The organism is Mesorhizobium sp. GW821-FHT07A06 (assembly GCF_059419085.1).
The window spans coordinates 63,675-88,972 of the sequence record NZ_JBWKRC010000020.1 but is presented as its reverse complement, the minus strand read 5'-3'; the positions used below and the strand labels follow the sequence as shown (position 1 = coordinate 88,972).

Genomic DNA, 25,298 nt, shown 5'->3' with positions numbered 1-25,298 from the left:
ACCATCGAGGCAGCCGAATGCAGGAACTACTTCGAAAACGCAGGCTACGCTTCCGTCAAAACGTGAAAGGCTCTAGCGCGCGGCTGCGGCCTTTTTCGCTTTCTCGAGAACCGCCTCGCTCGCTGGCTCGAAGATGATCATCGCCACCGTCGCAGAAAGGTTGCCGCCGCCCTCGCGGATCGCGGCGGGCTCGACCCTAGTCCATTTCGTCAGGCGCCGGAATTCGCCGCGCCGCTCTGGTTGAAACGATGGGCCGCTCCTGGCCTGACGCTCAATCGAACTCGGCGCGGCGGGTCTCTTCGCGAATGGACTTCAGCACTTGCGCCTGAAGTTCGAGGACGTCGCGGTCATGCTGAATGCCGGTCGGCCTCGGCCTTATGGAAGGCACGGTGATGCACTCCTTGATGCGACCAGGGTTGAGGCCCATGACGAAGATGCGATCGGACAGATAGACCGCCTCCTCGACATCGTGGGTGACGAAGATCACGGTCAGGCGATGCTCCTGCCAGATCTGCGTCAGCAGTTCCTGCATCTGGCCACGGGTGAGCGCGTCGAGCGCGCCGAAAGGCTCGTCCATCAGAAGCATCTTCGGCCGGTAGGAGAGGGCACGCGCAATGGCGACCCTTTGCTTCATGCCGCCGGAAAGCTGGCTCGGAAAGCTGTCGGCAAAGCGCGAGAGCTTCACCAGGTCGAGATGCTGGCGCGCCACTTCGGGGATGTCCTTGGCATCATGCCCGGTCTCGCGCAGCGCGAACTCGACATTCTGCAGTGCCGTCAGCCATGGCAGCAAGGTGTAGGACTGGAAGACGACGCCACGGTCGCGGCCCGGCCCGTTGATCGGACTGCCGTCGACCAGCATCTCGCCTTGTTCATAGTCCTGCAGGCCGGCGATGATCGACAGCAGCGTGCTCTTGCCGCAGCCCGACGCGCCGACCAGCGAAACGAACTCGTTGTCGCCGACTTCGAGGTTGATGTCGTCAAGCACCTTGATCGTCGAACGTCCGTTCGTGAACGATTTTTGCAGATGCGAGATCTTCAGCTTGGGATGCGCCTGCATGTCAGGACTTCCTCTCATATTTGAAGAAATGCCGACCGAGGAAACGCATGATCTGGTCCGTCGCCAGCCCCAGTATGCCGAGCACCAGAATGTAGCCGATCGCCATGTCGGTTTGCAGGTAGCGCTGGGCGACCGTGATCCGGTAGCCAAGCCCCGAATTGGCGGCGACCAGTTCGGCCAGCGTCACCCAGGTCCATGCCCAGCCCAGCGAGATGCGCAGCGTGTCCCAGATCTGCGGCATCGCCGAGGGCACGACAATGCGCATCAGCACGCGCAAATCGCTCATCCCCAGTGTCCGCCCGAAGCCGATGAAGTCCGTGGGAACGCGCTTGATGTTGTCCTTGAACATCAGCGCCTGCTGGAAATAGGTGCCGATCCAGATGATCAGGAACTTCTGGATGTCGCCGGTGCCGCTCCACAGGATGGTCAGCGGCACGAAGGCCACGACCGGCATGTAGCGGACAAAGTCGAGGAACGGTTCGATCGCCGCTTCCCAGAAGCGGTAGGCGCCGATCAGGATGGCCGTCGCCAACGCCATCACCGAGGCGATGAGGAAGCCGACCATGATGCGGTAGACGCTGTTGCCGATATCGCTGGCCAGCGTTCCATCGGCGGCCAGCTTTCCAAGCTTGGCAACGACGGCGGCGGGCGAGGGCAGGAAGATCGGCTTCGCCACGCCAAGCCCGGTCGCCAGGAACCACGCCGCGATGAAGAGCAGGAAGGCGCAGATGGCGATGAAGAGATAGGTCGAGCCGGAAATCTCCGCCGCCATGCTCAGCAACGGCTTGCGCTGCGGACGTTGCATGGTCTGCTTCGGGACGGCTGTGTCGGTCTGTAGGGTCATCGTCGTCTCACGGGCCGGTGAAAGGGCTGCTGTTCGACAGGATGCGGTCGCGGATCTCCGAGACCGAATTCGCATGCGCCATGAAGCCTTCATATTGGGCGAAGGTGCGAGCCGCCGGCGCCAGCCTTTGATAGGCCGCCTGGGACAAATAGGCGATCGACGAGCGCTTCATGAAATCGAAGACGGCGAGCGGCGAGGCGGTGTTGGCGCGCCCGCCCGTCGGCAGGACGTGGCTCGGTCCAAGCACGAAGTTCGCGATCGGAATTGCCGAATGCGGACCGAGCAGGATCTCGCCGGCGTTCCGGATCCGCGGCAGCAGCTCGAAGGCCAATGTCGACAGCACGGCCAGATGCTCGGCCGCGTAGTCGTTGATGAAGTCGAAAGCCGCTTCGATCGAAGGCGCCAGCACGATGCCGCCATTCCTGCCGTTGAGCACCGTGCGGGAAAAATCGGCGCGATACTCTCCCATTGCCTCCCAGAACTGCGGCACCGCGGCGGCGATGGCCTCCGCCAGGGCACGATCGGTCGTCACGACAAAGGCGGATGAGTCAGGGCCATGCTCCGATTCAACCGTCAGCTCCAATGCGGCAAGTGCGGCCGGAACCGAGCTGTCGGCATAGACCAGCAACTCGCTCGGACCGGCCGGACTGCCCGGATCGATCCGGTTCGACAGAAGCTGGCGCGCTGCGCTGACCCATGGACTGCCTGGGCCGACGATCTTTGCGCATTTCGGCACGGTCTCGGTGCCGTAGGAAACCGCCGCCACCGCCTGGGCGCCGCCGCAGAGATAGATGTCCTCGATGCCGATCAAGGACGCGATGAAGCGCGTGGCGGCGTCGGCCGAACCGTCCGGCCCGGGTGGCGTCACGATGACCACCCTAGGCACGCCCGCTACCTTGGCGGGCACGGCGGTCATGATCGCGCTCGACGGAAAGAAGCCCTTGCCGCGGGGCACGTAGCAGGCGACGGAATCGATCGACGTCCAGCGGTCGCCGATCAGCGCGCCTTCGGTTTCCTCGCTCAGCCAGAGATTGTCGGGCATTTGCGCCTCATGGAAGCGCCTCACCTGCGCCACCGAGAGCCGGATCGCCGCGACGATCTCGGGATCAAGTTCCTTCTCGGCGCCGGCGATCTGGCTCGCGGACACCTTCAACGCCGTGCGGTCCAGCGTCACGCCGTCAAACTTGGCGGCAAGCTCGACCAGGGCGTCGTCACCCCTGGTCCGCACGGCGGCGATGATCGGCTCGACCTTGCGGATCGTGTCGGTGAGATCGGCCTCGGTCCGCTCGAGCAGGCGTGTGCGCGCCTCGGAGGACATGTTGGCCAGGTCGTGGATTGCTACAGGTGACATTCTATTTCCTTCGTGCTGTCGAAACGCCCCTCACGGGGCGACGCGCGCGGCCAGCCAGCCGCCGTCGATGTTCAGGATATGGCCGGTGATGAACTGGGCGTCCGGACCGCACAGGAACAGGATGCCGCCGGCGACATCCTCGGCCGTGCCGACGCGCCGGATCGGCGTGGTTTCTATCATGGCGCGCCGGTACCAGGCGTCCGAAGCGATCCGCTCGGCGACGATCGGCGTGTTGATGACGCCGGGCGCCACGCCATTGACGCGGATCCCGTCGGCCGACAGGTCGGCGGCCAACTGGCGCGTCAGTTGCGACAATGCGCCCTTGGACGCGGCATAGGGCGCGGTGTTGGGAAACCCGATCTCGCCGAACACCGAGCAGACATTGACGATGCAGCCGCCGGGTTTCGTCAGATGGGGAAGCATGTCGCGCGTCAGCCGCATCGCCGCGCGCACGTTGATGCCCATGACATGGTCGATCAATGCGTCGCTGCTGTCGGCCAGCGCCTTCGGTCCGGCGACGCCGGCATTGTTGATCAGCATGTCGACGGTTCCGAACCGCGCCTTGGCGGCAGCTATGATCCGCGTCGGGGCATCGTCCTCTGCGAGATCGATCGTCAGTTTCGGTGCCGCGCAATCCGCCAGGTAGTCCGCGTTCCAGTCGACCGAAAGCACCTCCGCGCCTTCGGCCTGCAGGCGCCTGGCCGTGGCCAGGCCGATGCCGTTGCCGGCGCCGGTCACCACTGCGGTCTTTCCCAGAAATCGCCTTTCCATCGTCAGCTCTTTCCTAAGTCTCTAGATCGTCTGCCCACCGTCGATCGTGAATTCCGACCCGGTGATGTATTCGCTGCCGGGCGACACCAGGAACGCCACGAGATGCGCGACTTCCTGCGGGCTGGCCAATCGGTTGAGCGGCACGGAGGCGGTCATCGCAGCCAGGTTTTCAGCGGTGTTCTCGCCAAGCATCGGCGTGTCGACCAGGCCCGGATGCACCGCGTTGACCCGGATGTTGCGGCCGGCAAGTTCGCGGGCTGCGACCTTGGTCATGCCGCGGATCGCCCATTTCGAGGTCGAATAGGCGAAGGCGCCGCTGAACCCCCTCAACCCGCCCGTCGAGCAGACATTGACGATCGAGCCGCCCTGCGCCGGCATCAGCGTCGTGGCAGCGCGCATGCCGAGGAACGTACCGAGCTGGTTGACATCGGTAACGGCTTGGAAACCGGCAACGCTTTCTTCCAGGAACGGCACCGGATTGAAGATGGCGGCGTTGTTGACCAGCGCATCGAGATGACCGAACCGCTCGGAAACCATGTCGGAAATGGCAGTCCAATCGGCTTCATCGGCGACATCGAAAGAGGCCGACAGGATCTGGCCGGCACCGGTGGCCTGTTCGCTTACACCGGTGAACGACCGGTCGAGCGCGATCACGGTCGCGCCTGATGAGGCGAACAGCGTCGCGATCGCCGCGCCGATCCCGCCGGCGGCTCCTGTCACGATTGCCGTTTTCATCTGGCCAACCTGTTGTCGCCGGCATCCGCGGGCAGGGAAGGCGAACGCCCTTTGCGCCAATGCCGCACATAGTCCTGGCAAGTCGTGAAGCCGGCGCGCTCATGCGAGGCGACATGGCGGATGAATTCTTCCAACATCAGCAGCCTGTGGCCACGTCCCATGATCTGCGGGTGCATGGTCACCACCATCACGCCGCTGCCGATCCGCTGGTAGAGGAAGTCGAACTCGGCCTTCCAGATCTCAAGCGCCGTCGACGGCGCGCGGCCGCCTGGCAGATAGCCCTTGTCGGTCGCCAGGAATTCGAATTGTGGAAAATCGTCGAGATGCCAGGCGACAGGCATTTCGACGAGGTCGACCGGCAGGCCGAAGCGGAATTCTTCCGTGGTCGACCATGCGTCACCGATCCGGCACCAGTACGGTTCGTGGTCGTTGCCCATCATCGAGCTCTCGTATTCGAAACCGAATTCGAGCAGCAGTTCGACGGTGGACGGGCTGTTGTCCCAGGCCGGCGACCGGTAGCCGGTGGGCCTGACGCCGGCGACCTTGTCCAGTGCTTCCAGGCCTCTCAGCAGGACGGTGCGCTCTTCCTCGCGCGTCAGCAGCACGGGGTTCTCATGGACCCAGCCATGATGGCCGATCTCGTGGCCGCCATCGCGGAAGGCGCGCACCACCGGCGGGAAGGCCAGCGCCGAATGGCCAGGCACGAAGAAGGTTGCCGGGATGCCGGCCCGTTCCAGCACGTCGAGGATGCGGCGCGCGCCGATCGGATCGAACTCGCCGCGCGAGAGCATGCTCGGCGACGTCGCTCGATGGCTGCCGATCCATGTCGAATAGCCATCGAAATCGAACGTCAAGGCCACTTGAACGGCGGTGCTGGTCATGTCTGGATTTCTTCCCGCCATTGACGGGCGAGCCGCATTGGCTCGCCCGCCGGTCTGGCAACGCTTACTTCGAATGTGCCACGGTCGGGTCGATGGCGGCGTCGTAGGCGATATCCTTGTCGATCAGCTTGGCGGCGATCGCCGCCTTGACGATGCCGGGATAGGTGTCGGACTTGAACACGCCGTTCAGTGCCTTCTGGCTTTCGCTGACCGAATAATACGACACGCCGTCGAAGGCCGTGGCGAGATCCGCCGGTTCGGCGCCGACGCCCTTGGCGATGATCGCGCGGCCTTCCTCGGTGTGGGCGCGGTAATAGTCGAGCGCCTGGTCCCAGCTCTTCAGCATGGCCTGCACCTGGCCCGGCTTCTTCTTCAGCGTCTCCTCCGGCACGGAAAGCACGTCGCTGATCAAGCCTGGCGCCTCGCCGGCCTCGGCCAGCACCTTGATGTTCTTGTCAGCGCCGATAGCGGCCGAAATATACGGTTCATAGGTCACGGCCGCCGGCACGGTGCCGGAAATGATAGCCGTGCCGGCGCTGGCGGCCGGCATAGGCAGGACGTTGACGTCGTCGATGGTCATGCCGTTCTTCTGCAGCACGTAGTTCAGCAGCAGATCGCTGGTCGAGCCGCGCTCGAAGGCAACCTGCTTGCCCTTGAGATCGGCGACGGTCTTGATGTCGCTGTTGACCAGGATGGCATCGGCCTTTGTGCTGGCATCGAGCAGCAGCACGCCCTTGATCGGAATGCCGGCCTGCACCTTGGCCAGCAACTGCTGGATGGACTCATTGTCGCCGTCGACCTGACCGGCGGCAACCGCCGCGCCCATGTCCTTGTCTTCGACGAAATTGGTCAGCTCGACGCCTTCCAGCCCGTTGGCTTTGAAGAAGCCCTTTTCCTGGGCGATGTACCACATGCCGTAGCCGAGCCACGGCGATATTGCGAGCTTGAACACGCCCGGTTCGACCGGCAGCTCCTGTGCCCTTGCCGTTTGCGTCGCGAACGGCATTGCGGTGGCGAGTGCCAACAGGGCGGCCGCCCCGATGAAATGTTTTCTCAATCCCATGATCCTGGTCCTTGTTCCCAAAGTGTGATGTTGAAATGTCGCTATGCCGTCGAACCCGATCGGGCGGCGGGTTGGCCCTCGCTCTGTTGCTGTCGGTCCGGGTTCGTCCGGCTCTTTGCCGCCGCCAGATGCGTCAGCAAATTCTTCGTGATCCTGCCGACGTCGTTCATGGCATCGCCGGTCGGCAACGCGCCGCACCAGGCGACCGAGCTCGCGCAAAAGATCAGACCGCCCGAAGGCAGATGGCGCAGCGTCATCTCCGCGCAGCGCCGCGATGCTCGCTCGTCCGCACCACCCTCGTACCAGCGTGTCGCGTCATGGACGAAGCTGTCCGGGAAGCCGGTTGCGCGCGCAATGACGGTCGTATCGGGAGAGGTGCCGAGATGCGGATCGGTGGCATCGACCTCGTAGCCCGCAGCGCCGCCAAGCACGATGCCCTCGTCGCCGAAGGTCTCGCTGGCGACCCCTTTGAACAGCCATGCGGCTGAAGGGCGATGGCTGTCCGGCGTGCGCGTGAAAGGCCGCGCACCATCGAAGCCCATGAGCGAGATGGCGACGCCGGTCAGCGAGAATTCGCCACGCCCGCTGGCGCGAAGATGGCCGCCCGGCTGGTTGGTGATCGACAGCGACTGTTCGGCGATGGGGCCATCCCAGGTGCGGCCCGCCTCGAGCGGCGAACGGCGCAACTCCATCAGATCGTCCTGGAATGCCACCTTGCCGGCAAAACCATTGCCGCCGAGATAGGCGATGGCGCCGCCCGTCGCGGCGAACTGGCGCAGCGCATGTTCCATCTCGACCGACATGTATTCGGGATGGCTGCCGGTGATGACCGCTTGATAATCCTGCAAGCCGGCAACGCCCCGCTCATGCAGGTCGCGGTCGGTGATGAGGTCGAAGGCAATGCCGTTATTGTGGCAGAAGCGCAGGAAATGCAGGTCGACCGGCAGATTGTGCGGGCAACCGCAGAGCGGGTAATTATAGTCGTCGCGCAGCGTCGCCTTCGGCTTCTTGTAGGAAGCGATCGACACGCCGCTGAGATCGCTGTGATAGTCGTAGAGCGACTTCAGGTTGTTATCGATCGCGAAGCGGTGGCCACGATCCTCGCACATCCATTCGTAGAGATGCGCCGGCAGGAATTCATCCGCATAGGCGAGATAGGTGGCCGTCGGCACCAGGAACAGCAGCGGCGCACGGCGTACGGACGAGGTGATGAAGAAGACGATGCGCTCCGCTCCTTCGTCATGGCCGACCTCGAAGGCATAGACGCCCGCGGGCGCCTCGTCGGGGACATGCACATGGTACGAGGCCGGCCACTGCAACGCGCCCATGTCGTCGTCATGGCAATGCACCGCATCGTAATGCGACGGCACCAGCCGGGGGTCGAAACTTGATCCATCCCAGCGCCGCGAGGTCATGCAGAATGCCGGCTGGTTGACGGTTTCCAGCAAGAGGACGCTGTCTCCGCCGGCCGAGGCGATCGGGCCGCTCGGCAGCAAGGTGGGGAACGACCAGGCGATGTGTCCCGTCGCGGTCTGCAGCGCTATCGCCGAGAACTTGGCATTCAGCGTTTTGATATCGTTCGCCGCGCTGGCGCCGAAGACCATGTCGCCGAGGGGAGACCAGGGCCGATCGAATTGACGATGCAGGCGATATGGCGACAAGAGGTCGTCCGAGCCGATCTTCAGGATCGTCGCATTACCATCGGACGAGATCTCGACCGTCAGCCACGTATTCGCCGGCAAAATCTCGCCGATTTCCTGCGGCTTGCCGTCATGGCTCGATGTCAGACGTCCGTCCTGCAACCCAAGGCGCAGATTTCCGCATTCGAAGAGCACGCGGGCGCCGTCATTTCGGGTCAAATACACTTCGAAGGCGACGCCGCTGATCTTAGTGGTCTTGGCCAGTTCCGTTGCCGCGATCCTGGGGAAGGACCCGTGGTCGAAGTCGCGATGCGACGCGGCATTCCCTGTCGGTTCGACACGCCAGTCCATGAATTCGGCCGTGGGCGTATCGAGCCGCACGATCCGCACGTCGCGCACCGGCCGGGACGAGGAGACATGAAGCGCGACCGGCGCTCCGGCGGCTATGTGCCAGGGAACCGTGTAGCCCGAAACGGCCATGGCGCCATGATCGACGGGGCGTTTCATCGCGGCAAAGATCCGCGCCGCGATCCCGGCCTGTGCGCTCTCTTGAATGGCATGCTGGACAATTCTCTCGTACCCCTGTTTTTTTTGATTTACACTACGGGCATCGTTTCTTGGGGGTATATACCCCCATTGGGGTATGATTGGTGACAAAGTCCATCTTTGAAGGTCTGGCGCTGGCCATCGATGCGATCGGCAAACGCGAGTTCTATCCGGCTGTTACCGAGTATCTGCGGCGTTGCCTCAGCTACGACAATGTCATCGTCATCGTTTTCTCGGGTACCGCTGTACCCAACGTGCTCTACAAGAAGATCTATGGTCCCGATGTGTTTCGCTATCTCGCCGAACAATATCTGCCGGCCGCCTATCTGCTTGATCCGATCTATCATTTTCACCTGAGGCGCGGCGCGCCGGGGCTCTATCGTCTTCTCGACGTGGCGCCTGACCAGTTTCGCCGCAGCCGCTATTTCAAGTGGTATTACGGGCGGATCGGCATCACCGACGAAATATCGGTCGTGTTGCCGATCGGGGAGAACGCCACCATCACCATCTCGATGGGCAAGGACGGTTCTTCCGGCCAGGCCTTCGCGGCCAAGGCCGAGGACTGCCTGCGCGCGCATGAGCCGGCGATCATGTCGCTGCTGCGCGCGCATTGGGTTGCGTCCGAAGCCCCGCCCGCGGTCGCTCCGCGCCCGATGTCGATCACCGACAGCCTGATCGCGGCGATGCGGACGCATCACAATGTGCTGTTGAGCAAGCGTCAGGCCGAAGTGGCGCTCCTCATCTTGCAGGGACACTCCTCGCCATCGATCGGTTTGAACCTCGGGGTCAGCCCGCAGACGGTGAAGGTTTTCCGCAAACAGCTCTACAACAGATGCAGCCTGTCATCGCAGGCGGAGCTGTTCGCGCTGATGATGCCGATCCTGGAGCGGGCGACCAGCCAGGTTCCAGAGCGCAAGGCGCCCTGAAGAAGGCCGGATCAGGGTCAATCGCCCGGGATCGGACAGCCGGTCGCACGATGTCGGCCCCTTCATCACAAATCTTGAGCTTCCACGCACTTGCACGTCCGGCCTCTCTCTGGCTTTTTGGGGCATCCATCCGAACGGACTGATTCGCGTCATGCCGCTCGATTGCAATGTCTTGCAGGCAATCCGCGGGTGGGTCGTGAAGCGCGCAATTGGCGAAGGAGAAGCAGGCATGGCCGAGTTCAAGAAGCCGGAAATCTCCGAGATGAGACCCAAGATCACCGTTATCGGCGTCGGTGGCGGCGGCGGCAACGCCATCAACAACATGATCGCGGAGCAGCTTCAGGGAACCGAATTCATAGCCGCCAACACCGATGCCCAGGCGCTGACCATGTCGAAGGCGACGCGGCTGATCCAGCTTGGCGCGCACGTCACGGAGGGGCTGGGCGCGGGATCGCTGCCCGAGATCGGCCGCGCCGCGGCCGAGGAATCGCTCGACGAGATCATGGACCATCTGGCCGGCACGCATATGTGTTTCGTCACCGCCGGCATGGGCGGCGGTACCGGCACCGGCGCCGCACCCATCATTGCGCAAGCGGCGCGCAAGGCCGGCATCCTGACGGTGGGGGTCGTCACCAAGCCCTTCACTTTCGAGGGCAGGCGCCGCATGCAGATGGCCGAAGAGGGTATCGAGCGACTGCGCGAAAGCGCCGACACGGTCATCGTCATCCCGAACCAGAACCTGTTCCGGATCGCCGATGCCAAGACCACATTCGCCGATGCCTTCGTCTTCGCCGACCGGGTGCTTTATTCCGGCGTCAGCTGCATCACCGATCTCATCGTCAAGGAAGGCCTGATCAATCTCGACTTCGCCGACGTCAAATCGGTGATGCGCGGCATGGGCCGCGCCATGATGGGAACCGGCGAGGCGTCGGGCGAAAGCCGGGCGATGAAGGCGGCCGAAGCCGCGATCGCCAACCCGCTGCTCGACGAAGTATCGATGAAGGGTGCCAAGGGCGTCCTGGTCTCGATATCGGGCGGCCGCGACATGACCCTGTTCGAGGTCGACGAAGCCGCCACCCGCATTCGCGAGGAGGTCTATGAAGACGCCGACATCATCGTCGGCGCGATCTTCGACAAGAGCATGGAAGGCCGGTTCAGGGTTTCCGTCGTGGCGACCGGCCTCGATAGGGCGATCGGCGCGGAGGATCTGGGCGTCGCGCACGACCGCGCCATGCCGTCCGCCGCAAGGACCTTGCAGTAGATCTTTTTCCTTCGAATTGACCGGCCACCGGGCAGGCGGCCTGCGAAGTAACGCAGGCGCGGCGCACTCGCGCGCGCTCTCCGTGTCCCTGGGCGGCCAGGAGCCCTTTTGAACCTCCGTGCACGACGGGGGAAGGCTGGCGCTTGACTCTGATCGAGTCGTGTGAAAAATTTTGCAACAACTGATAAAAATATCAAAGGGTGGAAATGGTAGGGTTTGGCAACGGCCTCCTGCGCGACGACGAAACCAGCATGGCGACGCGCGCCGCGTGGCTTCACTATGCCGGCGGCCTTACCCAGTCCGAGGTCGCCAAGCGGCTGGGGCTGACCAGCCTCAAGGCCCATCGCCTCATCACCAAGGCCAACCAGGAAGGGCTGGTGAAGGTCTATATCGACGGCGAAGTCTCCGAATGCGTGCAGCTCGAGGACGAATTGTCCCGCCGCTACGGCCTCGATTATTGCGAGGTGGTTCCGGATTTCGATCCCGAGGATCTGCCGCTCAAGGCGCTCGGCATTGCCGGCGCGCAGTTCCTCAAGCGCGAGATCGAGCGCGGCGAGGAGGCGCTGATCGGTGTCGGCCATGGCCGCACGCTGGCCGCCTGCGTGGAGTATCTGCCGCGCACCTCGACCGACAAGATCCGCTTCGTCTCGCTGCTTGGCGGCCTGACGCGGAAATTCTCGGCCAACCCGCATGATGTCATTCACCGCCTGGCAGAACGCACCGGCGCCGAAGCCTATGTGATGCCGGTGCCGATGTTCGCCAATACCGCCGAGGACCGGACCGTGCTGCTCGGGCAGAAGGGCATCAGCGAGGTCTTCGATCTCGCGCGCTCCGCCGACCTCTTGTTCGCCGGTATCGGCACCGCCGAGCGCGAGGCATCGCTGGTTGCCACCGGCATGATCGAAAAGGGCGAGATGGAGGAGATCCGCCGCAATGGCGGCGTCGGCGAATTGCTCGGTCATTTCTTCGACGAGGCCGGCAAGGCGGTGGCTACCACCGTTTCCAACCGGGCGCTGGCGCTGACGCGGGAGGACATTGCCAGCCGCCGGATCGTCGCCGTCGCCGGCGGCAAGATCAAGGTTCGCGCCATCAAGTCGGTGCTCGAAGGCCGCTATCTCAGGGGCCTGATAACAGACGAGCGGACGGCGCGATCGCTCGTGGAGGAGACGCCGGTCGGGTAGCCGGCATCAGTTTGGTTGAAACTACCCTGTGGAGGAGAAGACGAAATGCATGAGAAAGAGAAAGACCTCATAGACGCCTTCCTGCGTGGACAGGTCGACCGTCGCGGACTGATCAAGGGCCTGGGTGCGATGGGCCTTGCGGCCGGCACCGCCGGCACGCTGCTCAATCTGGGGCAGACCCGCGCACTCGCCGCCGATTTCGACTGGCAGGCGCATAAGGGCAAGACCATCAAGCTCCTGCTCAACAAGCATCCCTATGCCGATGCGATGATCGCCGACCTCGAGAACTTCAAGAAACTGACCGGCATGAATGTCGTCTACGACGTGTTCCCGGAAGACGTCTATTTCGACAAGGTCACGGCGGCGCTTTCGGCAAGCTCGCCCGAATACGATGCCTTCATGACCGGTGCCTACATGACCTGGACCTATGGTCCGGCAGGCTGGATCACCGACCTCAACGAATGGATCAAGGACCCGGCCAAGACCAACCCGAACTATGCTTGGGACGATATCCTGCCGGGCGTGAAGTCGTCCTGCGCCTGGAACGGCAAGCCGGGCGGTGCGCTGGGCTCCGAAGACGCCAAGCAGTGGTGCATTCCGTGGGCTTTCGAACAGAACAACATCACCTACAACAAGGGCATGTTCGACAAGGCCGGCGTCGGCGTTCCCGGCAATCTGGATGAGATGATCACCACCGCTGCCAAGCTGCAGAAGGACATTGGCGGCGGGGTCTACGGCATAGGCGTTCGTGGCTCGCGTTCCTGGGCGACGATCCATCCGGGCTTCCTGTCGGCTTACTCGAATTTCAACGAGAAGGACCTGACTGTTTCCGCAGATGGCAAGCTCGCGGCCGCGATGAACACGGCCGGCTCCAAGGCCTTCCACGCCAAATGGGTGAAGATGATCCAGGAGAGCGGCCCCAAGGACTGGTCGACCTACACCTGGTACCAGGTCGGCACGGACCTCGGCGCCGGCGCCTCGGCGATGATCTTCGACGCCGACTGCCTCGGCTACTTCATGAATGGCGGCGACAACAAGATGGCCGGCAAGCTTGCCTATGCCGCCTTCACCGCCAATCCTGAGGCCAAGGCCTCGACGCCCAACATCTGGATCTGGTCGCTGGCGATGTCCAACTTCTCGAAGGACAAGGACGCGACCTGGTACTTCCTGCAATGGGCCTCCGGTCCTGAGCACGGACTGTTCGGCGCCACCAAAATGGATTTCGTCGATCCGGTCCGCCAGTCGGTCTGGAAGGACGAAATGTTCCGCGAGAAGCTGAACAAGAGCTATCCGGGCTACGTCGAGATGTTCGACGCCTCGGCGGCCGGTGCCTCGATCAAGTTCACGGCGCAGCCGCTGTTCTTCGACCTCACCACCGAATGGGCGGCGACGCTGCAGAAGATGGTGGCCAAGGAAGTGCCGGTCGACGAGGGCCTCGACAAGCTTGCCGAAAGCATCAACGGCCAGCTCAAGGAAGCCGGTCTCGGCTAGGCCGGACCCCGGAGACTGGCCTGCTGCGGCAGGCCAGTCCTGCCCACCATTTCAGGACTGCGATGCGGCACCGCGAGGTTGCCGCCAACTCGCCCACCGGCCGTCCGGCTCCCTCGGGCGGCCGGCAGGGCGAAGCAACAGGGATCACGGAGCAGCGGATGACCGCCGTCACAACCCAAAGGACCGGGCCATCCGGCTTCAGGATCAGCAAGCGGGTGCTGCCCTACGTGCTCAGCCTGCCGGCCTTGCTTGTCTGTATAGGCATACTGATCCCGTTCCTGACCTCGGTCGTCTATTCGTTCCAGCGCTATCGGCTGAGCCAGCCCTGGGCGCGGCAGTTCAACTGGGGCGACAACTACATCTCCTTCTTCACCGATCCGAAGTTCTGGAACACGCTCAAGGTCTCGCTGCTCTATGCCGGCACCACCGTCGTGCTGGAACTGCTTCTCGGCCTTGCCATCGCCCTGCTGCTGCAGAAGCGCTCGACGCTGAACAACTTCATCTCGATCATGCTCCTGATGCCGCTGATGACGGCGCCCGCGCTTGCGGCATTGATGTGGAAGCTTATGACCAATCCCGGCTTTGGCGTCTTGAGCTATCTCGCCAGCCTCATCGGGCTGCAGGATTTCCGCTGGGCCTCGTCGCCGTCCACGGCGCTGTTCACCGTCGTGCTCGTCGACATCTGGGTCTACACGCCCTTCATCATGATCCTGCTGCTCGCGGGCCTGCGCAGCCTGCCGACGCAGCCCTTCGAGGCGGCGGCGCTCGATGGCGTGCCGAGGAGCTTTGTCTTCTTCCGCATCACGCTACCGATGCTGACGCCCTACATCCTGACGGCGACGTTGTTTCGCCTGCTCGATTCCATCCAGCAGTTCGACATCATCTATGCCATGACCCAAGGCGGGCCAGGCGACACGCTGACCGTCTTCCAGGTCGAGGCCTATCTCAACTTCTTCCAGTCGACCAATGTCGGCCGCTCGGCGGCACTGATGATCATCCTGTGGGCGATCACCTACTTGCTCTCCAACATCTTCATCAAGAACTGGCTGCGGCTGCGCGAACGCGCCCGTGGCCAGGCATAGGAGGCCGGGATGGAACATACCTCGCTTCTCGAACGCATCCTGCGTGGCATAGCCCTGACGCTGGTCGTGATCTTCTTCATGTTCCCGATCGTCTGGATCTTCATGATGTCGTTCCAGACCAACGAGACCATCTTGCGGATCCCCCCGCAGCTTGTCTTCGAGCCGACGCTCGCCAATTACACGGCGCTGATCACCGGCAAGCTGATGACCGCCGCCGGCACGCTCGACATCGCCTTCATGCGCAATCTCTGGAATTCGGTGTTCCTGTCGGTGACCTCGGTCGCGGTCTCGCTGCTGCTCGGCGTGCCGGCGGCCTACGCCTTCGCGCGCCATAAATTCCGCGGCTCGGAGGACATCGCCTTCACGCTGCTGTCGTTCAAATTCGCGCCGGCGCTTCTGGTGCTGTTGCCGCTCACCCTCTATTTCCAGAAGCTCGGGCTCGCCAACACCTATATCGGGCTGATCTGGGTCTACCAGCTGATCTGCCTGCCGCTGATCCTGTGGATCGTGCGCGGTTATTTCGAGGATATCCCGGCCGACATCGAATATGCCTACCGCATCGGCGGCCATTCCTGGTTCGCCACCTTCCGCAAGATCGCGCTGCCGCTCGCCGGTCCCGGCATCGCCGCCGCCGGCCTGCTCGCCTTCATCTTCGCCTGGAACAATTTCGTCTTCGCGCTGGTGTTGGCTTCGGCCGACAAGCAGCCCGTGACGGTCGGCGCGCTCGCCTTCATCACCTCCTCGGGCATCCAGTACGGCCAGATCTCGGCGGCCATCGTGCTCTCGATCACGCCGACACTGGCGCTCGCCCTCTATGCGCAGCGCTATCTGGTCGAAGGCCTCTCGCTCGGCGCGGTGAAAGGATAGACATGGCCAGCCTCGAACTCAGAAACATCGTCAAGCGCTACAAGAGCCAGACCGTCCTCGACAATCTGTCGTTGACCGTCGCCGATGGCGAAACCCTTGTGCTGTTCGGACCCTCTGGCGCCGGCAAGACGGTGCTGCTGCGGCTGGTCGCCGGGGTCATCGACCCCGATGAAGGCAAGATCTTCATCGGCGGCGACGACATGACCGATGTCGACGCGGAATTCCGTGGCGTCGGCATGGCTTTCCAGAATTTCGCGCTGTTTCCGCATATGAGCGCATTCGACAACATCGCGACGCCCTTGGAGGCCAAGCGGTCGTCACCAAGCGCGATCAAGGCCGGCGTCGAAAGCGTCGCCAAGCTGTTGAAGATCGCCCATGTGCTCTCCCACAAGCCGCGCGCGCTCTCCAACGGCCAGAAGCAGCGTACGGCACTTGCCCGCGCGCTTGTCGGCTCGCCGCCGCTTCTCCTGCTCGACGATCCCTTGCGCAATGTCGACGCCAAGCTGCGCTTCGAGATGCGGCTGGAACTGCCGCGCCTGCTTGCCGATCGCGGCGCCACCGTCGTCTACGTCACCCAGGACTACAAGGAAGCCATGGCGCTTGGTGACCGTATCGCCGTCATGTCCCAAGGCGTCATCAGGCAACTCGGCACGCCTGAGCAGATCTATCGAGAGCCGGCCAATATCGAGATCGCTCGGCTGTTCGGCGACCCCACCATCAACCTGCTCGACGTCAAGCCCGCGCGGGATACCAGGGGGATTTATGTCGGCCTGTCCAATGTCCAGGTCCATCTGGCCGGCGCCTATGAGACGGCGGTCGGCCGCGACTGCGTGATCGGCCTGCGGCCCGAAGCGCTGAGCTTCGTCGAGGAAGGCATCCCGGGCGCCATCCCCGTGACGGTCGAGGCCGAGACGCCGCTCAACGAAAAGATCGTCACGCTGGTGCGCACCGTGCGCGGCCGCGAGATCCTGGTTTCACGCCCGGCCGGAACGCCCGGCCGCAGCGAAGGCAAGGCTCATATCGCCGTCGACGGCAAGAGCGCCTTGCTGTTCGATCACGCCAGCGGCGAGCGTATCGGCTCGAAGAACGTTGTCGCTTTGCGCAATGGAGAAGCGGCATGAGCCAGAGCGCACTCGCCATTTCGGGCGTCGACAAGTTCTATGGCCCGATCGACCGGGGCGTCCACGCGGTCAAGAACCTGACCATGGAAATCGCCAAGGGCGAGATCGTGGCGCTGCTCGGTTCGTCCGGCTGCGGCAAGACGTCCACGCTGCGCATGATCGCCGGCTTCGAAGAGGTCTCGCGCGGCGCGATCGCTGTTGGCGGCCGACAGGTGCACACCTTGCCGCCGGTCAAGCGCAATGTGGCGATGGCTTTCGAAGGCTATTCGCTCTACCCGCCGCTGACCGTGCGCGAAAACATGGCCTTCGCGCTCAAGGCGGCAAGGCTGCCGAAGAGCGAGGTCGACGCCAAGGTCGCCAGCATCGCCAAATTGCTCGAGATCGAGGACATACTGGAGCGCTATCCAAGCTCGATCTCCGGCGGTCAGCAGCAGCGCGCCAGCCTCGGCCGGGCGCTGATCCGCGAGGCCGATCTGCATCTGCTGGACGAGCCGATGGGACAGCTCGAACCGCAGCTGCGCGCCGTGCTGCGCGGCCGCATCAAGCACTTCATCAAGGAGCGCGGCCTGACCGCGATCCTGGTCACTCACGACCAGACCGAGGCCAACGCGCTGGCCGATCGCATCGCGGTGATGGAGGGTGGCGTGCTGCAGCAGTTCGACACGCCGGACAGGATCAAGGAGCGCCCGGCCAACCTGTTCACCGGCACGTTCGTCGGCGAGCCGCCGATGAACGTCTTCGAGGCCTATGTCGCGACAGCCGCCGGTCGCATCAATCTCAGGCTGCCCGACGGCCTTTCGCTCGACTACGACAAGGACGCCTTCAGCGCGCCGGTTCGCGATCAACTGCTCAGCCGCGAGCGGGTTGTCATCGGCATCAGGCCTTATGCGGTCCGGCGCTCGAAGGAAGGTGTTCCCGCCAGGGTTTCGGCCAACCAATGGCTCGGTGACCAGACGCACATAGCCGCCGACTTCGCCGGCGGCTCGCTGGTGCTGGTCGAGCATGATCGCACCCGCCTGGATCTTGGCGCGCCGATCAATGTCAGCATCGATCCGAAGAACCTGCATGTCTTCGACCAGGCCAGTGGCAAAGCGATTTCGCACGGCATGGAGCTTGCGTGATGCGCGACATACTGATCGGCATCGATGCCGGCACCTCCGTCATCAAATCCATCGCTTTCGACACGGCGGGCAGGCAGATTGCAGCCGCGGCACTGCCCAACCACTATGAAACGCTGCCGGGCGGCGGCGCCGAACAGGATTTGGCGCGCACATGGAGCGATGCCGCCACGACATTGCGCCAGCTCGCCGACAAGGTGCCCGATCTCGCCAGCCGGACGGTGGCGATCGCGGTGACCGGGCAAGGCGATGGCACCTGGCTGATCGATGCCAAGGGCGAGCCGGTGGCCAAGGGCTGGCTCTGGCTCGACGCGCGCGCCGCGGCCATCGTCGAGGAGATCCGTGCGCGTCCCGAGGACCGGCTTCGCTTCGAAAAGACCGGCAGCGGGCTTGCCGCCTGCCAGCAAGGTTCGCAGTTCGTCTTCATGAAGCGCACCATGCCTGAAATGCTCGGCAAGGCGGCGACCGCCTTCCACTGCAAGGACTGGCTCTATTTCAAGCTGACCGGCGAACGCGCCACCGATCCCTCCGAGGGAACCTTCACCTTCGGCGATTTCCATACTCGCGACTATTGCGACGATGTGCTCGACGTGCTCGGCGTCGCCGATCTCAGGCATCTGCTGCCGCCGATCGTCGACGGCACCAGGCACGGCACCGGGCTGTCGCAGGCGGCGGCCGGCGCCACCGGCATGCTGGCCGGTACGCCGGTGGTGCTCGGCTATGTCGACGTCGTCTGCACCGCGCTTGGTGCCGGCCTGCTCGACCGCGAGCGCAAGCCCGGCTGCTCGATCATCGGCTCGACCGGCATGCATATGCGGTTGGCCGAGACACCCGACGATGTACAGCTGAACGACGCGGCGACGGGCTACACCATGGCGATGCCGGCGCCCGGCGTGTTCGCGCAGATGCAGTCGAACATGGCGGCGACGCTCAACATCGACTGGGTGCTTGGCCTTGCCTCCGGCATCCTCGCCTCCCAAGGCATTTCGCGAAGCAATGGCGAGATGATCGCGCTGGTCGATGCCTGGATAGCGGCCTCGCAGCCCGCCTCGCTGCTCTATCAGCCTTATGTGTCGGAGGCGGGGGAGCGGGGGCCGTTCGTCGATGCCAATGCGCGGGCGGGCTTCGTCGGCATCTCCTCACGGCACGGCTATGCCGACCTCGTCCGCGCCGTCTTCGAGGGCTTGGCCTTCGCGGCGCGTGACTGCTACGCCGCCATGGGGCCGTTGCCGCGCGAAGTCCGGCTGACAGGCGGCGCGGCCAGGAGCCCGGCACTGCGCAAGATCCTGGGTGCGGCGGTCGGGGCGGACATCCGCACCAGCGCGCGCGAGGAGGCAGGAGCGGCTGGCGCGGCGATGATCGCCGCTGTCCGTGTCGGTCTCTACCCGTCCATGGACGAATGCGTTGGCGAATGGGTGACGCCGCTGCTTGGCGAGGCCGAGCCGAGCGACCGGAACCTCGCCGCGATCTACGACAAGATGACCCCATCCTACATGTTGGCGCACCAGGCATTGCGGCCGGTCTGGCGCGCGATGGCTTCAGTGCAGGCAAGTTGAGAAATCGAGTATGCGTAAGAGAATAGCGATCATCGGCGACAACTTCATGCTTCCGGAGGTTTTTCGCGCCAAAATCGAGAAGGTCGCGAGCGGCGACCTCGATATCAGGACATTGCAGACGGCCTGGCCCGACGAGCCGATGGAGTTCGGCGATCCGGCGCTCGGCCTCGACAAGATCAAGGAGTATTTCGGCCACCCCGACGAGGTCGTCGATTTCATCGGCGATGCCGAAATCCTTGTCACCCAGTTGGCGCCCCTGTCGGACGGCATGATGCGGCGCCTGCCGGGTCTCAAGCTGGTCGCGGTTTCGCGCGGTGGCCCGATCAACATCGACATGGCCGCGGCCAAGGCGCACGGCATCACCGTGGTCAATGTGCCTGGCCGCAACGCGACCGCGGTGGCCGAGTTCACCATCGGCGCCATCCTGGCCGAGACGCGGCTGATCCGGGTCGGCCACGAGGCCTTGCGCAAGGGCGAATGGCGCGGCGATCTCTACCGCGCTGACCGCACCGGTCGCGAACTCAACGAAATGACCGTCGGTGTCATCGGCTACGGCAATATCGGCACCAAGGTCGTCCGCCTTTTGCGCGCCTTCGGTTGCCGTGTCCTCGTTTGCGACCCTTATGTTCAATTGAGTGTCGACGACCGCAATGCCGGCGTCGAACTCGTCGCGCTGGACGATCTGCTGTCCCGCTCCGATGTCGTCACGCTACATCCCCGGGTGACCGAGGAGACGCGCGGCATGATCGGCACGGACACTATCGCGCGGATGAAGCCGGGAGTGATCTTCATCAACACCGCGCGTGGGCCGCTGGTCGACTATGACGCCCTCTACGAGGCGCTTGTTTCAGGCCAGATCGCCAGCGCCATGCTGGAGACGTTCGCGGTCGAGCCGGTGCCTGCCGACTGGCCGTTGCTGCAGCTCCCCAATGTAACGCTGACGCCGCACATTGCCGGCGCTTCGGTGCGCACCGTCACCTATGCCGCCGAACAGGCCGCCGAAGAGGTGCGCCGCTACCTCGCCGGCCTGCCTCCGGTCAATCCATGCTGAGGCAATGGCCATGACGCATCAAATCGGCATCGAGGCCATGGCGACATGAGCGGTGGCGCTGAAATCGTCGACCTCTTCGTCATCGGCGGCGGCGTCAACGGCGCCGGCATTGCGCGCGATGCCGCCGGCCGCGGCCTTTCCGTCATCCTGTGCGAGAAGGACGATCTCGCCGAAGGCACCAGCTCCCGCTCGGGCAAGCTCGTCCATGGCGGCCTGCGCTATCTCGAATATTACGAATTCCGCCTGGTGCGCGAAGCGCTGATCGAGCGCGAGGTGCTCCTGGAATCGGCACCGCACATCATCTGGCCGATGCGCTTCGTGCTGCCGCACAGCCCGGACGACCGGCCAGCCTGGCTGGTGCGGCTCGGCCTGTTCCTCTACGACCATCTCGGCGGCCGCAAGCGGCTGCCGGCGACGCGCACGCTCAACCTGCGCACCGCGCCCGAGGGCGCGCCGATCAAGGACGCCTTCCGGCGCGGCTTCGAATATTCCGATTGCTGGGTCGACGACGCCCGCCTCGTCGTCATCAACGCGCTCGACGCCGCCGAGCGCGGCGCCAGGGTTTTCACCCGCACCGCCTGCACCGCCGCCCGCCGGGAGAACGGCCTGTGGGTTGTCGAGATGCAGGACGGCAGGACGGGCATCAGGACGATGGTTCGGGCCCGCGCGCTGATCAATGCCGCCGGCCCCTGGGTCAACGACATCGTCAACCGCGTTGCCGGCCAGAACTCCAGGCGCAATGTCCGCCTGGTCAAGGGCAGCCACATCGTCGTGCCGAAATTCTGGGAGGGGCGTCAGGCCTATCTCATCCAGAACAGCGACAAGCGTGTGATCTTCATCAACCCCTATCAGAACGATCTCGCCCTGATCGGCACCACCGACATTCCCTATGATGGACGGCCTGAGGATGTGGCGGCGGACGGGAGCGAGATCGACTACCTGATCAGGGTGGTCAACCGCTATTTCAAGCGCGGACTTGCGCGCGGCGATGTCGTCTATTCGTTCTCCGGCGTCAGGCCGCTCTACGACGACAATGCCGACAACCCCAGCGCCGTCACCCGCGATTACATTTTCGAGCTCGACGCACCGGACGGGCAGGCGCCGCTGCTCTCTGTCTTCGGCGGCAAGATCACCACCTTCCGCAAACTGGCCGAGCATGCGCTGGACAGGATCGCCCCGTTCTTCCCCAAAATGGGCAAGCCGTGGACCGCGAAGGCGCATCTGCCCGGCGGTGACATCGCCAATGCCGATTTCGAACAGTTTCTTGGCGACCTCGGACACGAGTATCCTTGGATACCGGCATCGCTGCTCAAGCATTATGGTCGGCTCTACGGCACCAGGACACGAGCTTTGGTTGGCGCGGCCCGTTCGATAGATGAACTCGGACGCTGCTTCGGCAAGGACTTCTTTGAGCGCGAGGCCAATTATCTCTTCGACCGGGAGTGGGCTTTGACGTCGGCCGATATCCTGCAGCGGCGCACCAAGCATGGCCTGCATCTGTCCGCCGAGGAGAGGACGACTTTCGAGCACTGGTGCGCGAACCGGCTGGCGAAGGCAGGCTGATGGGGGGGCTCGTCAATACTGGAACCAGTGAATTCCGCATGCTGCGCTCCTTGTCGGCCAGTATCGGCGCCGATCCGCTGCTGGTCCAGGGCGCCGGCGGCAACACCTCCATCAAGCAGGCCGGCGTGCTGTGGATCAAAGCCTCGGGCACCTGGCTGAAGAACGCGCGCGACGATGAGATCATGGTGCCGGTCGCGCTGGCGCCACTGCTGGACGCCGTGGCGCAGCGCAGCCCGGCGGCCGAGACTGCCGGTCAGTTCACGCTGGCGGACCTCAATCCTCGCCAGCTGCGGCCCTCCATCGAGACGACGGTACATGCTCTGCTGCCGCAGAAGATCGTCGTCCACGTCCATTGCGTCGAGACGATCTCGATCGCCGTGCAGGCCAATGCCGAAGCCCTGCTGGAGGAACGCCTGCGCGGCCTCGATTGGGCCTTCGTGCCCTATCGCAGGCCCGGCTTGCCGCTGGCGCAAGGGATCGCCGAGCGGCTGAAGCCTGCGACCAACGTGCTCGTGCTTGGCAATCATGGGCTGGTGGTCGCCGCCGACACGGTCGCCGAAGCGGCCTTGCTTCTACAACGGGTGACCGGGCTGCTCGCGAGGCCGCCGCGGCCGGCCCCAGCCCCCGATCTCGACGCTTTGCTGAGGCTCGCCGCCGGCAGCGACTACCGGCTGCCGGCGTCGGCCGCCGCGCATGACGTCGCGACCGACCTCGCCAGTTGCCGCATCGCGGCTTCCGGCAGCCTCTACCCGGATCATGTCATCTTCCTTGGCGTCGGCTCGGTGATCGCCGGTCCCGGAGAGAACGCGGCGGCGATCGTCGCCCGCACCGCAGCCGCGCCGACGTCCCTCCTGTTTCCCGGCAAGGGCGTGCTGATGCGCCGGGACGCCAATGCCGGCGCCGAGGCGATGGCGCGTTGTCTGGCCGACGTCGTCGCCCGCGTCGATGGCGCGGCGCGCGTCAATTATCTCAGTCCTAAGGAGAATGCCGAACTGTTGAACTGGGACGCCGAAAAATACCGCCAGCAACTCAACCGCGAGGGGGCGACGTTGCAATGACGGCACTGTTCGCCACCAGCCAACGCTGAAAGAGGGAGCGCGCCTTGGCCTTCACGCTCTCCCTCAACACCAATCCGCTGGTGAACCGTTTTGCCGATCCGGCTGACCTGATCGACACCATCGCCTACGACATTGGCATCCGGGACGTGCAACTCACGCATGAATTCGTCAATCCGGGTTGGCCCGCGGCGACGATCGTCAAATTCGTCCGCCTGTTTCGCGGCGCACTCTCCCGCACCGGCGTGCATGTCACCTCCGGCATGACCGGCCCTTACGGCCGGCTCAATCATTTCGGCCACCCCGACGCGGATGTGCGCCGCTACTATGTCGACTGGTTCAAGACCTTCGCCGACATCTCGGCCGAGCTTGGCGCCAGCGGCATGGGCACGCAATTCGCCATCTTCACCCATCGCGACTTTGACGATCCCGAACGCCGCGCCCAGCTGTTCGACATCGCGCTGGACTGCTGGCGCGAGGTCGCCCAGCATGCCCGCGCGGCCGGCCTGAGCTACCTGTTCTGGGAGCCGATGTCGGTCGGGCGGGAGTTCGGGCACACCATCGAGAACTGCCGGCTGTTGCAAGACGCGATCGACGCCGCGGGCATGGCCATTCCGCTCGAGATGATGGTCGACATCGACCACGGCGACGTCACATCAAGCAATCCGGCCGACATCGACCCCTATGCCTGGGCCGGGGCCTTTCCCAGGAAGTCGCCGATCATCCACATCAAGCAGTCGTCGATGAACAAGGGCGGCCATTGGCCCTTCACATCAGCCTACAACAGAGACGGCCGCATCACGCCGGAAAAGCTGCTGGAGACGGTGCGGCGTGGCGGCGGCACCGACAACGAGATCTGCCTCGAACTGTCGTTCCGTGAGCGTGAGCCGGTCGACCACCAGGTGGTGGCCATGATCCGCGAGTCCGTCGACTATTGGGCGCCGTTCATCGAGACAGGCAGGCCCAGCCTTTTGCCAAGGGCCGAATAGAGATCGGGCAGGAGCCTGTGTGGCTCCTGCCCGAAGATGAAGCCAGGTTTTCGGTCGGTGGGACTCAGCCGAATTTCGGGTCGAGGCTGCCCGATTTGTAGCGCTTGGCCATCTCCGAGACCGGCAGCGGCTTGATCTTCGGCGCGTTGCCGGCGGTGCCGAACTGCTCGAAGCGCTCCTTGCAGAGCTTGCGCATCGCCGCCATCGCCGGCGTCAGATATTTGCGCGGGTCGAACTCGCTCGGGTTTTCCGTCAGCACCTTGCGGATCGCGCCGGTCAGCGCCATCCGGTTGTCGGTGTCGATGTTGATCTTGCGCACGCCGTGCTTGATGCCGCGCTGGATTTCTTCCACCGGCACGCCCCAGGTCGGCTTCATCTGGCCGCCATATTTGTTGATGATCTCCTGCAACTCCTCCGGCACGGAGGACGAGCCGTGCATGACCAGATGCATGTTGGGCAGGCGGCGGTGGATCTCCTCGATGACGTTCATCGCCAGCACCGCGCCATCCGGCTTGCGCGAGAATTTGTAGGCGCCGTGGCTGGTGCCCATGGCCACCGCCAGCGCATCGACATGAGTGTCCTTGACGAACTGTACAGCCTGCTCGGGATCGGTCAAAAGCTGGTCGTGGCTGATCGCGCCTTCGACGCCGTGGCCGTCCTCCTGCTCGCCGCCGCCGCTCTCCAGTGAGCCCAGCACGCCGATCTCGCCTTCGACAGAGACGCCGCCCCAATGCGCCATGTCGACGACGCGCTTGGTGATGCCCGAATTATAGGCGTAGTCGGCCGGCGACTTGCCGTCCTCTTTGAGTGAGCCGTCCATCATCACCGAGGTGAAGCCGTACTGGATCGCGGTGACGCAGGTGGCTTCGTTATTGCCATGGTCGAGATGCATGCAGACCGGGATGTCGGGGTGGATCTCGACCAGCGCGTCGATCAGCTTGGCCAGCACCACGTCATTGGCATAGGCGCGCGCACCGCGGCTTGCCTGCAGGATGACAGGCGATTTGGTCTCTTCCGCCGCCTCCATGATGGCGAGGCCCTGTTCCATGTTGTTCATGTTGAAGGCCGGCACGCCATAGCCGTATTCGGCGGCGTGATCGAGCAATTGTCTCAGTGTGATGCGAGCCAACGAATAGTCTCCCGTATCTG

The 25,298-nt window shown here is 64.0% G+C and carries 22 protein-coding genes; 13 read left to right on the top strand and 9 right to left on the bottom strand.

The window, feature by feature from the left end; genetic code table 11:
• Nucleotides 1-271: 271 nt before the first annotated feature.
• The 8 genes from AC07SZ_RS34900 to AC07SZ_RS34865 all read right to left on the bottom strand — a co-directional run bounded on the left by AC07SZ_RS34900 (nt 272) and on the right by AC07SZ_RS34865 (nt 8,849).
• Nucleotides 272-1,057, bottom strand: a complete 786-nt coding sequence (locus AC07SZ_RS34900) for an ABC transporter ATP-binding protein (RefSeq protein WP_494917801.1) — start codon at nt 1,055-1,057, stop codon at nt 272-274.
• A 1-nt stretch (nt 1,058) separates the two neighbouring features.
• Nucleotides 1,059-1,862 carry an ABC transporter permease gene (locus AC07SZ_RS34895; RefSeq protein ID WP_172375173.1) on the bottom strand — a complete coding sequence of 268 codons (804 nt, stop codon included), beginning with the start codon at nt 1,860-1,862 and terminating at the stop codon, nt 1,059-1,061.
• Nucleotides 1,863-1,908: 46 nt separating this feature from the next.
• On the bottom strand, nt 1,909-3,252 hold the full coding sequence (gene hisD / locus AC07SZ_RS34890) for a histidinol dehydrogenase (protein WP_494917800.1): 1,344 nt from the start codon (nt 3,250-3,252) through the stop codon (nt 1,909-1,911).
• 30 nt (nt 3,253-3,282) lie between these two features.
• Nucleotides 3,283-4,023, bottom strand: coding sequence for an SDR family NAD(P)-dependent oxidoreductase (locus tag AC07SZ_RS34885; protein ID WP_172374248.1), 741 nt, complete (start codon nt 4,021-4,023; stop codon nt 3,283-3,285).
• Between the two features lie 21 nt (nt 4,024-4,044).
• A complete protein-coding gene (locus tag AC07SZ_RS34880; protein ID WP_494917799.1) occupies nt 4,045-4,758 on the bottom strand; it encodes an SDR family NAD(P)-dependent oxidoreductase in 714 nt (237 codons plus the stop codon).
• Entirely contained in the window at nt 4,755-5,639 is an 885-nt protein-coding gene (locus AC07SZ_RS34875) for a polysaccharide deacetylase family protein (protein WP_494917798.1), read from the bottom strand. The genes AC07SZ_RS34880 and AC07SZ_RS34875 overlap by 4 nt, the downstream gene beginning before the upstream one ends.
• A 64-nt stretch (nt 5,640-5,703) precedes the next feature.
• Nucleotides 5,704-6,702 (bottom strand): ABC transporter substrate-binding protein, encoded by a 999-nt coding sequence (locus tag AC07SZ_RS34870; RefSeq protein ID WP_494917797.1) that lies wholly within the window; start codon nt 6,700-6,702, stop codon nt 5,704-5,706.
• Between the two features lie 41 nt (nt 6,703-6,743).
• Nucleotides 6,744-8,849, bottom strand: a complete 2,106-nt coding sequence (locus AC07SZ_RS34865; protein WP_494917796.1) for a N,N-dimethylformamidase beta subunit family domain-containing protein — start codon at nt 8,847-8,849, stop codon at nt 6,744-6,746.
• Nucleotides 8,850-8,992: 143 nt separating this feature from the next.
• On the opposite strand from AC07SZ_RS34865, the gene AC07SZ_RS34860 reads away from it, so the two are divergent.
• The 13 genes from AC07SZ_RS34860 (at nt 8,993) to AC07SZ_RS34800 (ending at nt 24,149) form a co-directional block, all read left to right on the top strand.
• The gene (locus AC07SZ_RS34860; RefSeq protein ID WP_246738852.1) at nt 8,993-9,814 is read left to right on the top strand and encodes a LuxR C-terminal-related transcriptional regulator; all 822 of its coding nucleotides are present in this window, start codon (nt 8,993-8,995) and stop codon (nt 9,812-9,814) included.
• 229 nt (nt 9,815-10,043) lie between these two features.
• Complete coding sequence (gene ftsZ / locus AC07SZ_RS34855; RefSeq protein WP_056565678.1) at nt 10,044-11,075, top strand: cell division protein FtsZ; 1,032 nt, start codon at nt 10,044-10,046, stop codon at nt 11,073-11,075.
• 206 nt (nt 11,076-11,281) lie between these two features.
• The gene (locus AC07SZ_RS34850; protein WP_494917795.1) at nt 11,282-12,256 is read left to right on the top strand and encodes a sugar-binding transcriptional regulator; all 975 of its coding nucleotides are present in this window, start codon (nt 11,282-11,284) and stop codon (nt 12,254-12,256) included.
• Nucleotides 12,257-12,301: 45 nt separating this feature from the next.
• Nucleotides 12,302-13,747, top strand: coding sequence for an ABC transporter substrate-binding protein (locus tag AC07SZ_RS34845; protein ID WP_056564417.1), 1,446 nt, complete (start codon nt 12,302-12,304; stop codon nt 13,745-13,747).
• Nucleotides 13,748-13,905: 158 nt separating this feature from the next.
• On the top strand, nt 13,906-14,829 hold the full coding sequence (locus AC07SZ_RS34840; protein ID WP_056565674.1) for a carbohydrate ABC transporter permease: 924 nt from the start codon (nt 13,906-13,908) through the stop codon (nt 14,827-14,829).
• A 9-nt stretch (nt 14,830-14,838) separates the two neighbouring features.
• Complete coding sequence (locus AC07SZ_RS34835) at nt 14,839-15,696, top strand: carbohydrate ABC transporter permease (RefSeq protein ID WP_056564414.1); 858 nt, start codon at nt 14,839-14,841, stop codon at nt 15,694-15,696.
• A gap of 2 nt (nt 15,697-15,698) precedes the next feature.
• Entirely contained in the window at nt 15,699-16,817 is a 1,119-nt protein-coding gene (locus tag AC07SZ_RS34830) for an ABC transporter ATP-binding protein (protein ID WP_494917794.1), read from the top strand.
• Complete coding sequence (locus AC07SZ_RS34825; protein ID WP_056564408.1) at nt 16,814-17,938, top strand: ABC transporter ATP-binding protein; 1,125 nt, start codon at nt 16,814-16,816, stop codon at nt 17,936-17,938. Before AC07SZ_RS34830 ends, AC07SZ_RS34825 begins: the two co-directional genes overlap by 4 nt.
• Nucleotides 17,938-19,491 (top strand): FGGY family carbohydrate kinase, encoded by a 1,554-nt coding sequence (locus tag AC07SZ_RS34820; RefSeq protein ID WP_494917793.1) that lies wholly within the window; start codon nt 17,938-17,940, stop codon nt 19,489-19,491. The genes AC07SZ_RS34825 and AC07SZ_RS34820 overlap by 1 nt, the downstream gene beginning before the upstream one ends.
• 10 nt (nt 19,492-19,501) lie before the next feature.
• Nucleotides 19,502-20,542, top strand: a complete 1,041-nt coding sequence (locus tag AC07SZ_RS34815) for a 2-hydroxyacid dehydrogenase (protein ID WP_056564402.1) — start codon at nt 19,502-19,504, stop codon at nt 20,540-20,542.
• A 45-nt stretch (nt 20,543-20,587) separates the two neighbouring features.
• Entirely contained in the window at nt 20,588-22,105 is a 1,518-nt protein-coding gene (locus AC07SZ_RS34810) for a glycerol-3-phosphate dehydrogenase (RefSeq protein ID WP_494917792.1), read from the top strand.
• On the top strand, nt 22,075-23,163 hold the full coding sequence (locus tag AC07SZ_RS34805) for a class II aldolase (RefSeq protein WP_081294669.1): 1,089 nt from the start codon (nt 22,075-22,077) through the stop codon (nt 23,161-23,163). Before AC07SZ_RS34810 ends, AC07SZ_RS34805 begins: the two co-directional genes overlap by 31 nt.
• 44 nt (nt 23,164-23,207) lie before the next feature.
• The gene (locus AC07SZ_RS34800; protein ID WP_494917791.1) at nt 23,208-24,149 is read left to right on the top strand and encodes a sugar phosphate isomerase/epimerase family protein; all 942 of its coding nucleotides are present in this window, start codon (nt 23,208-23,210) and stop codon (nt 24,147-24,149) included.
• Between the two features lie 64 nt (nt 24,150-24,213).
• Here AC07SZ_RS34800 and fba read toward each other — a convergent pair whose 3' ends face one another.
• Complete coding sequence (gene fba / locus AC07SZ_RS34795) at nt 24,214-25,278, bottom strand: class II fructose-bisphosphate aldolase (protein ID WP_056564392.1); 1,065 nt, start codon at nt 25,276-25,278, stop codon at nt 24,214-24,216.
• Nucleotides 25,279-25,298 lie beyond the last annotated feature (20 nt).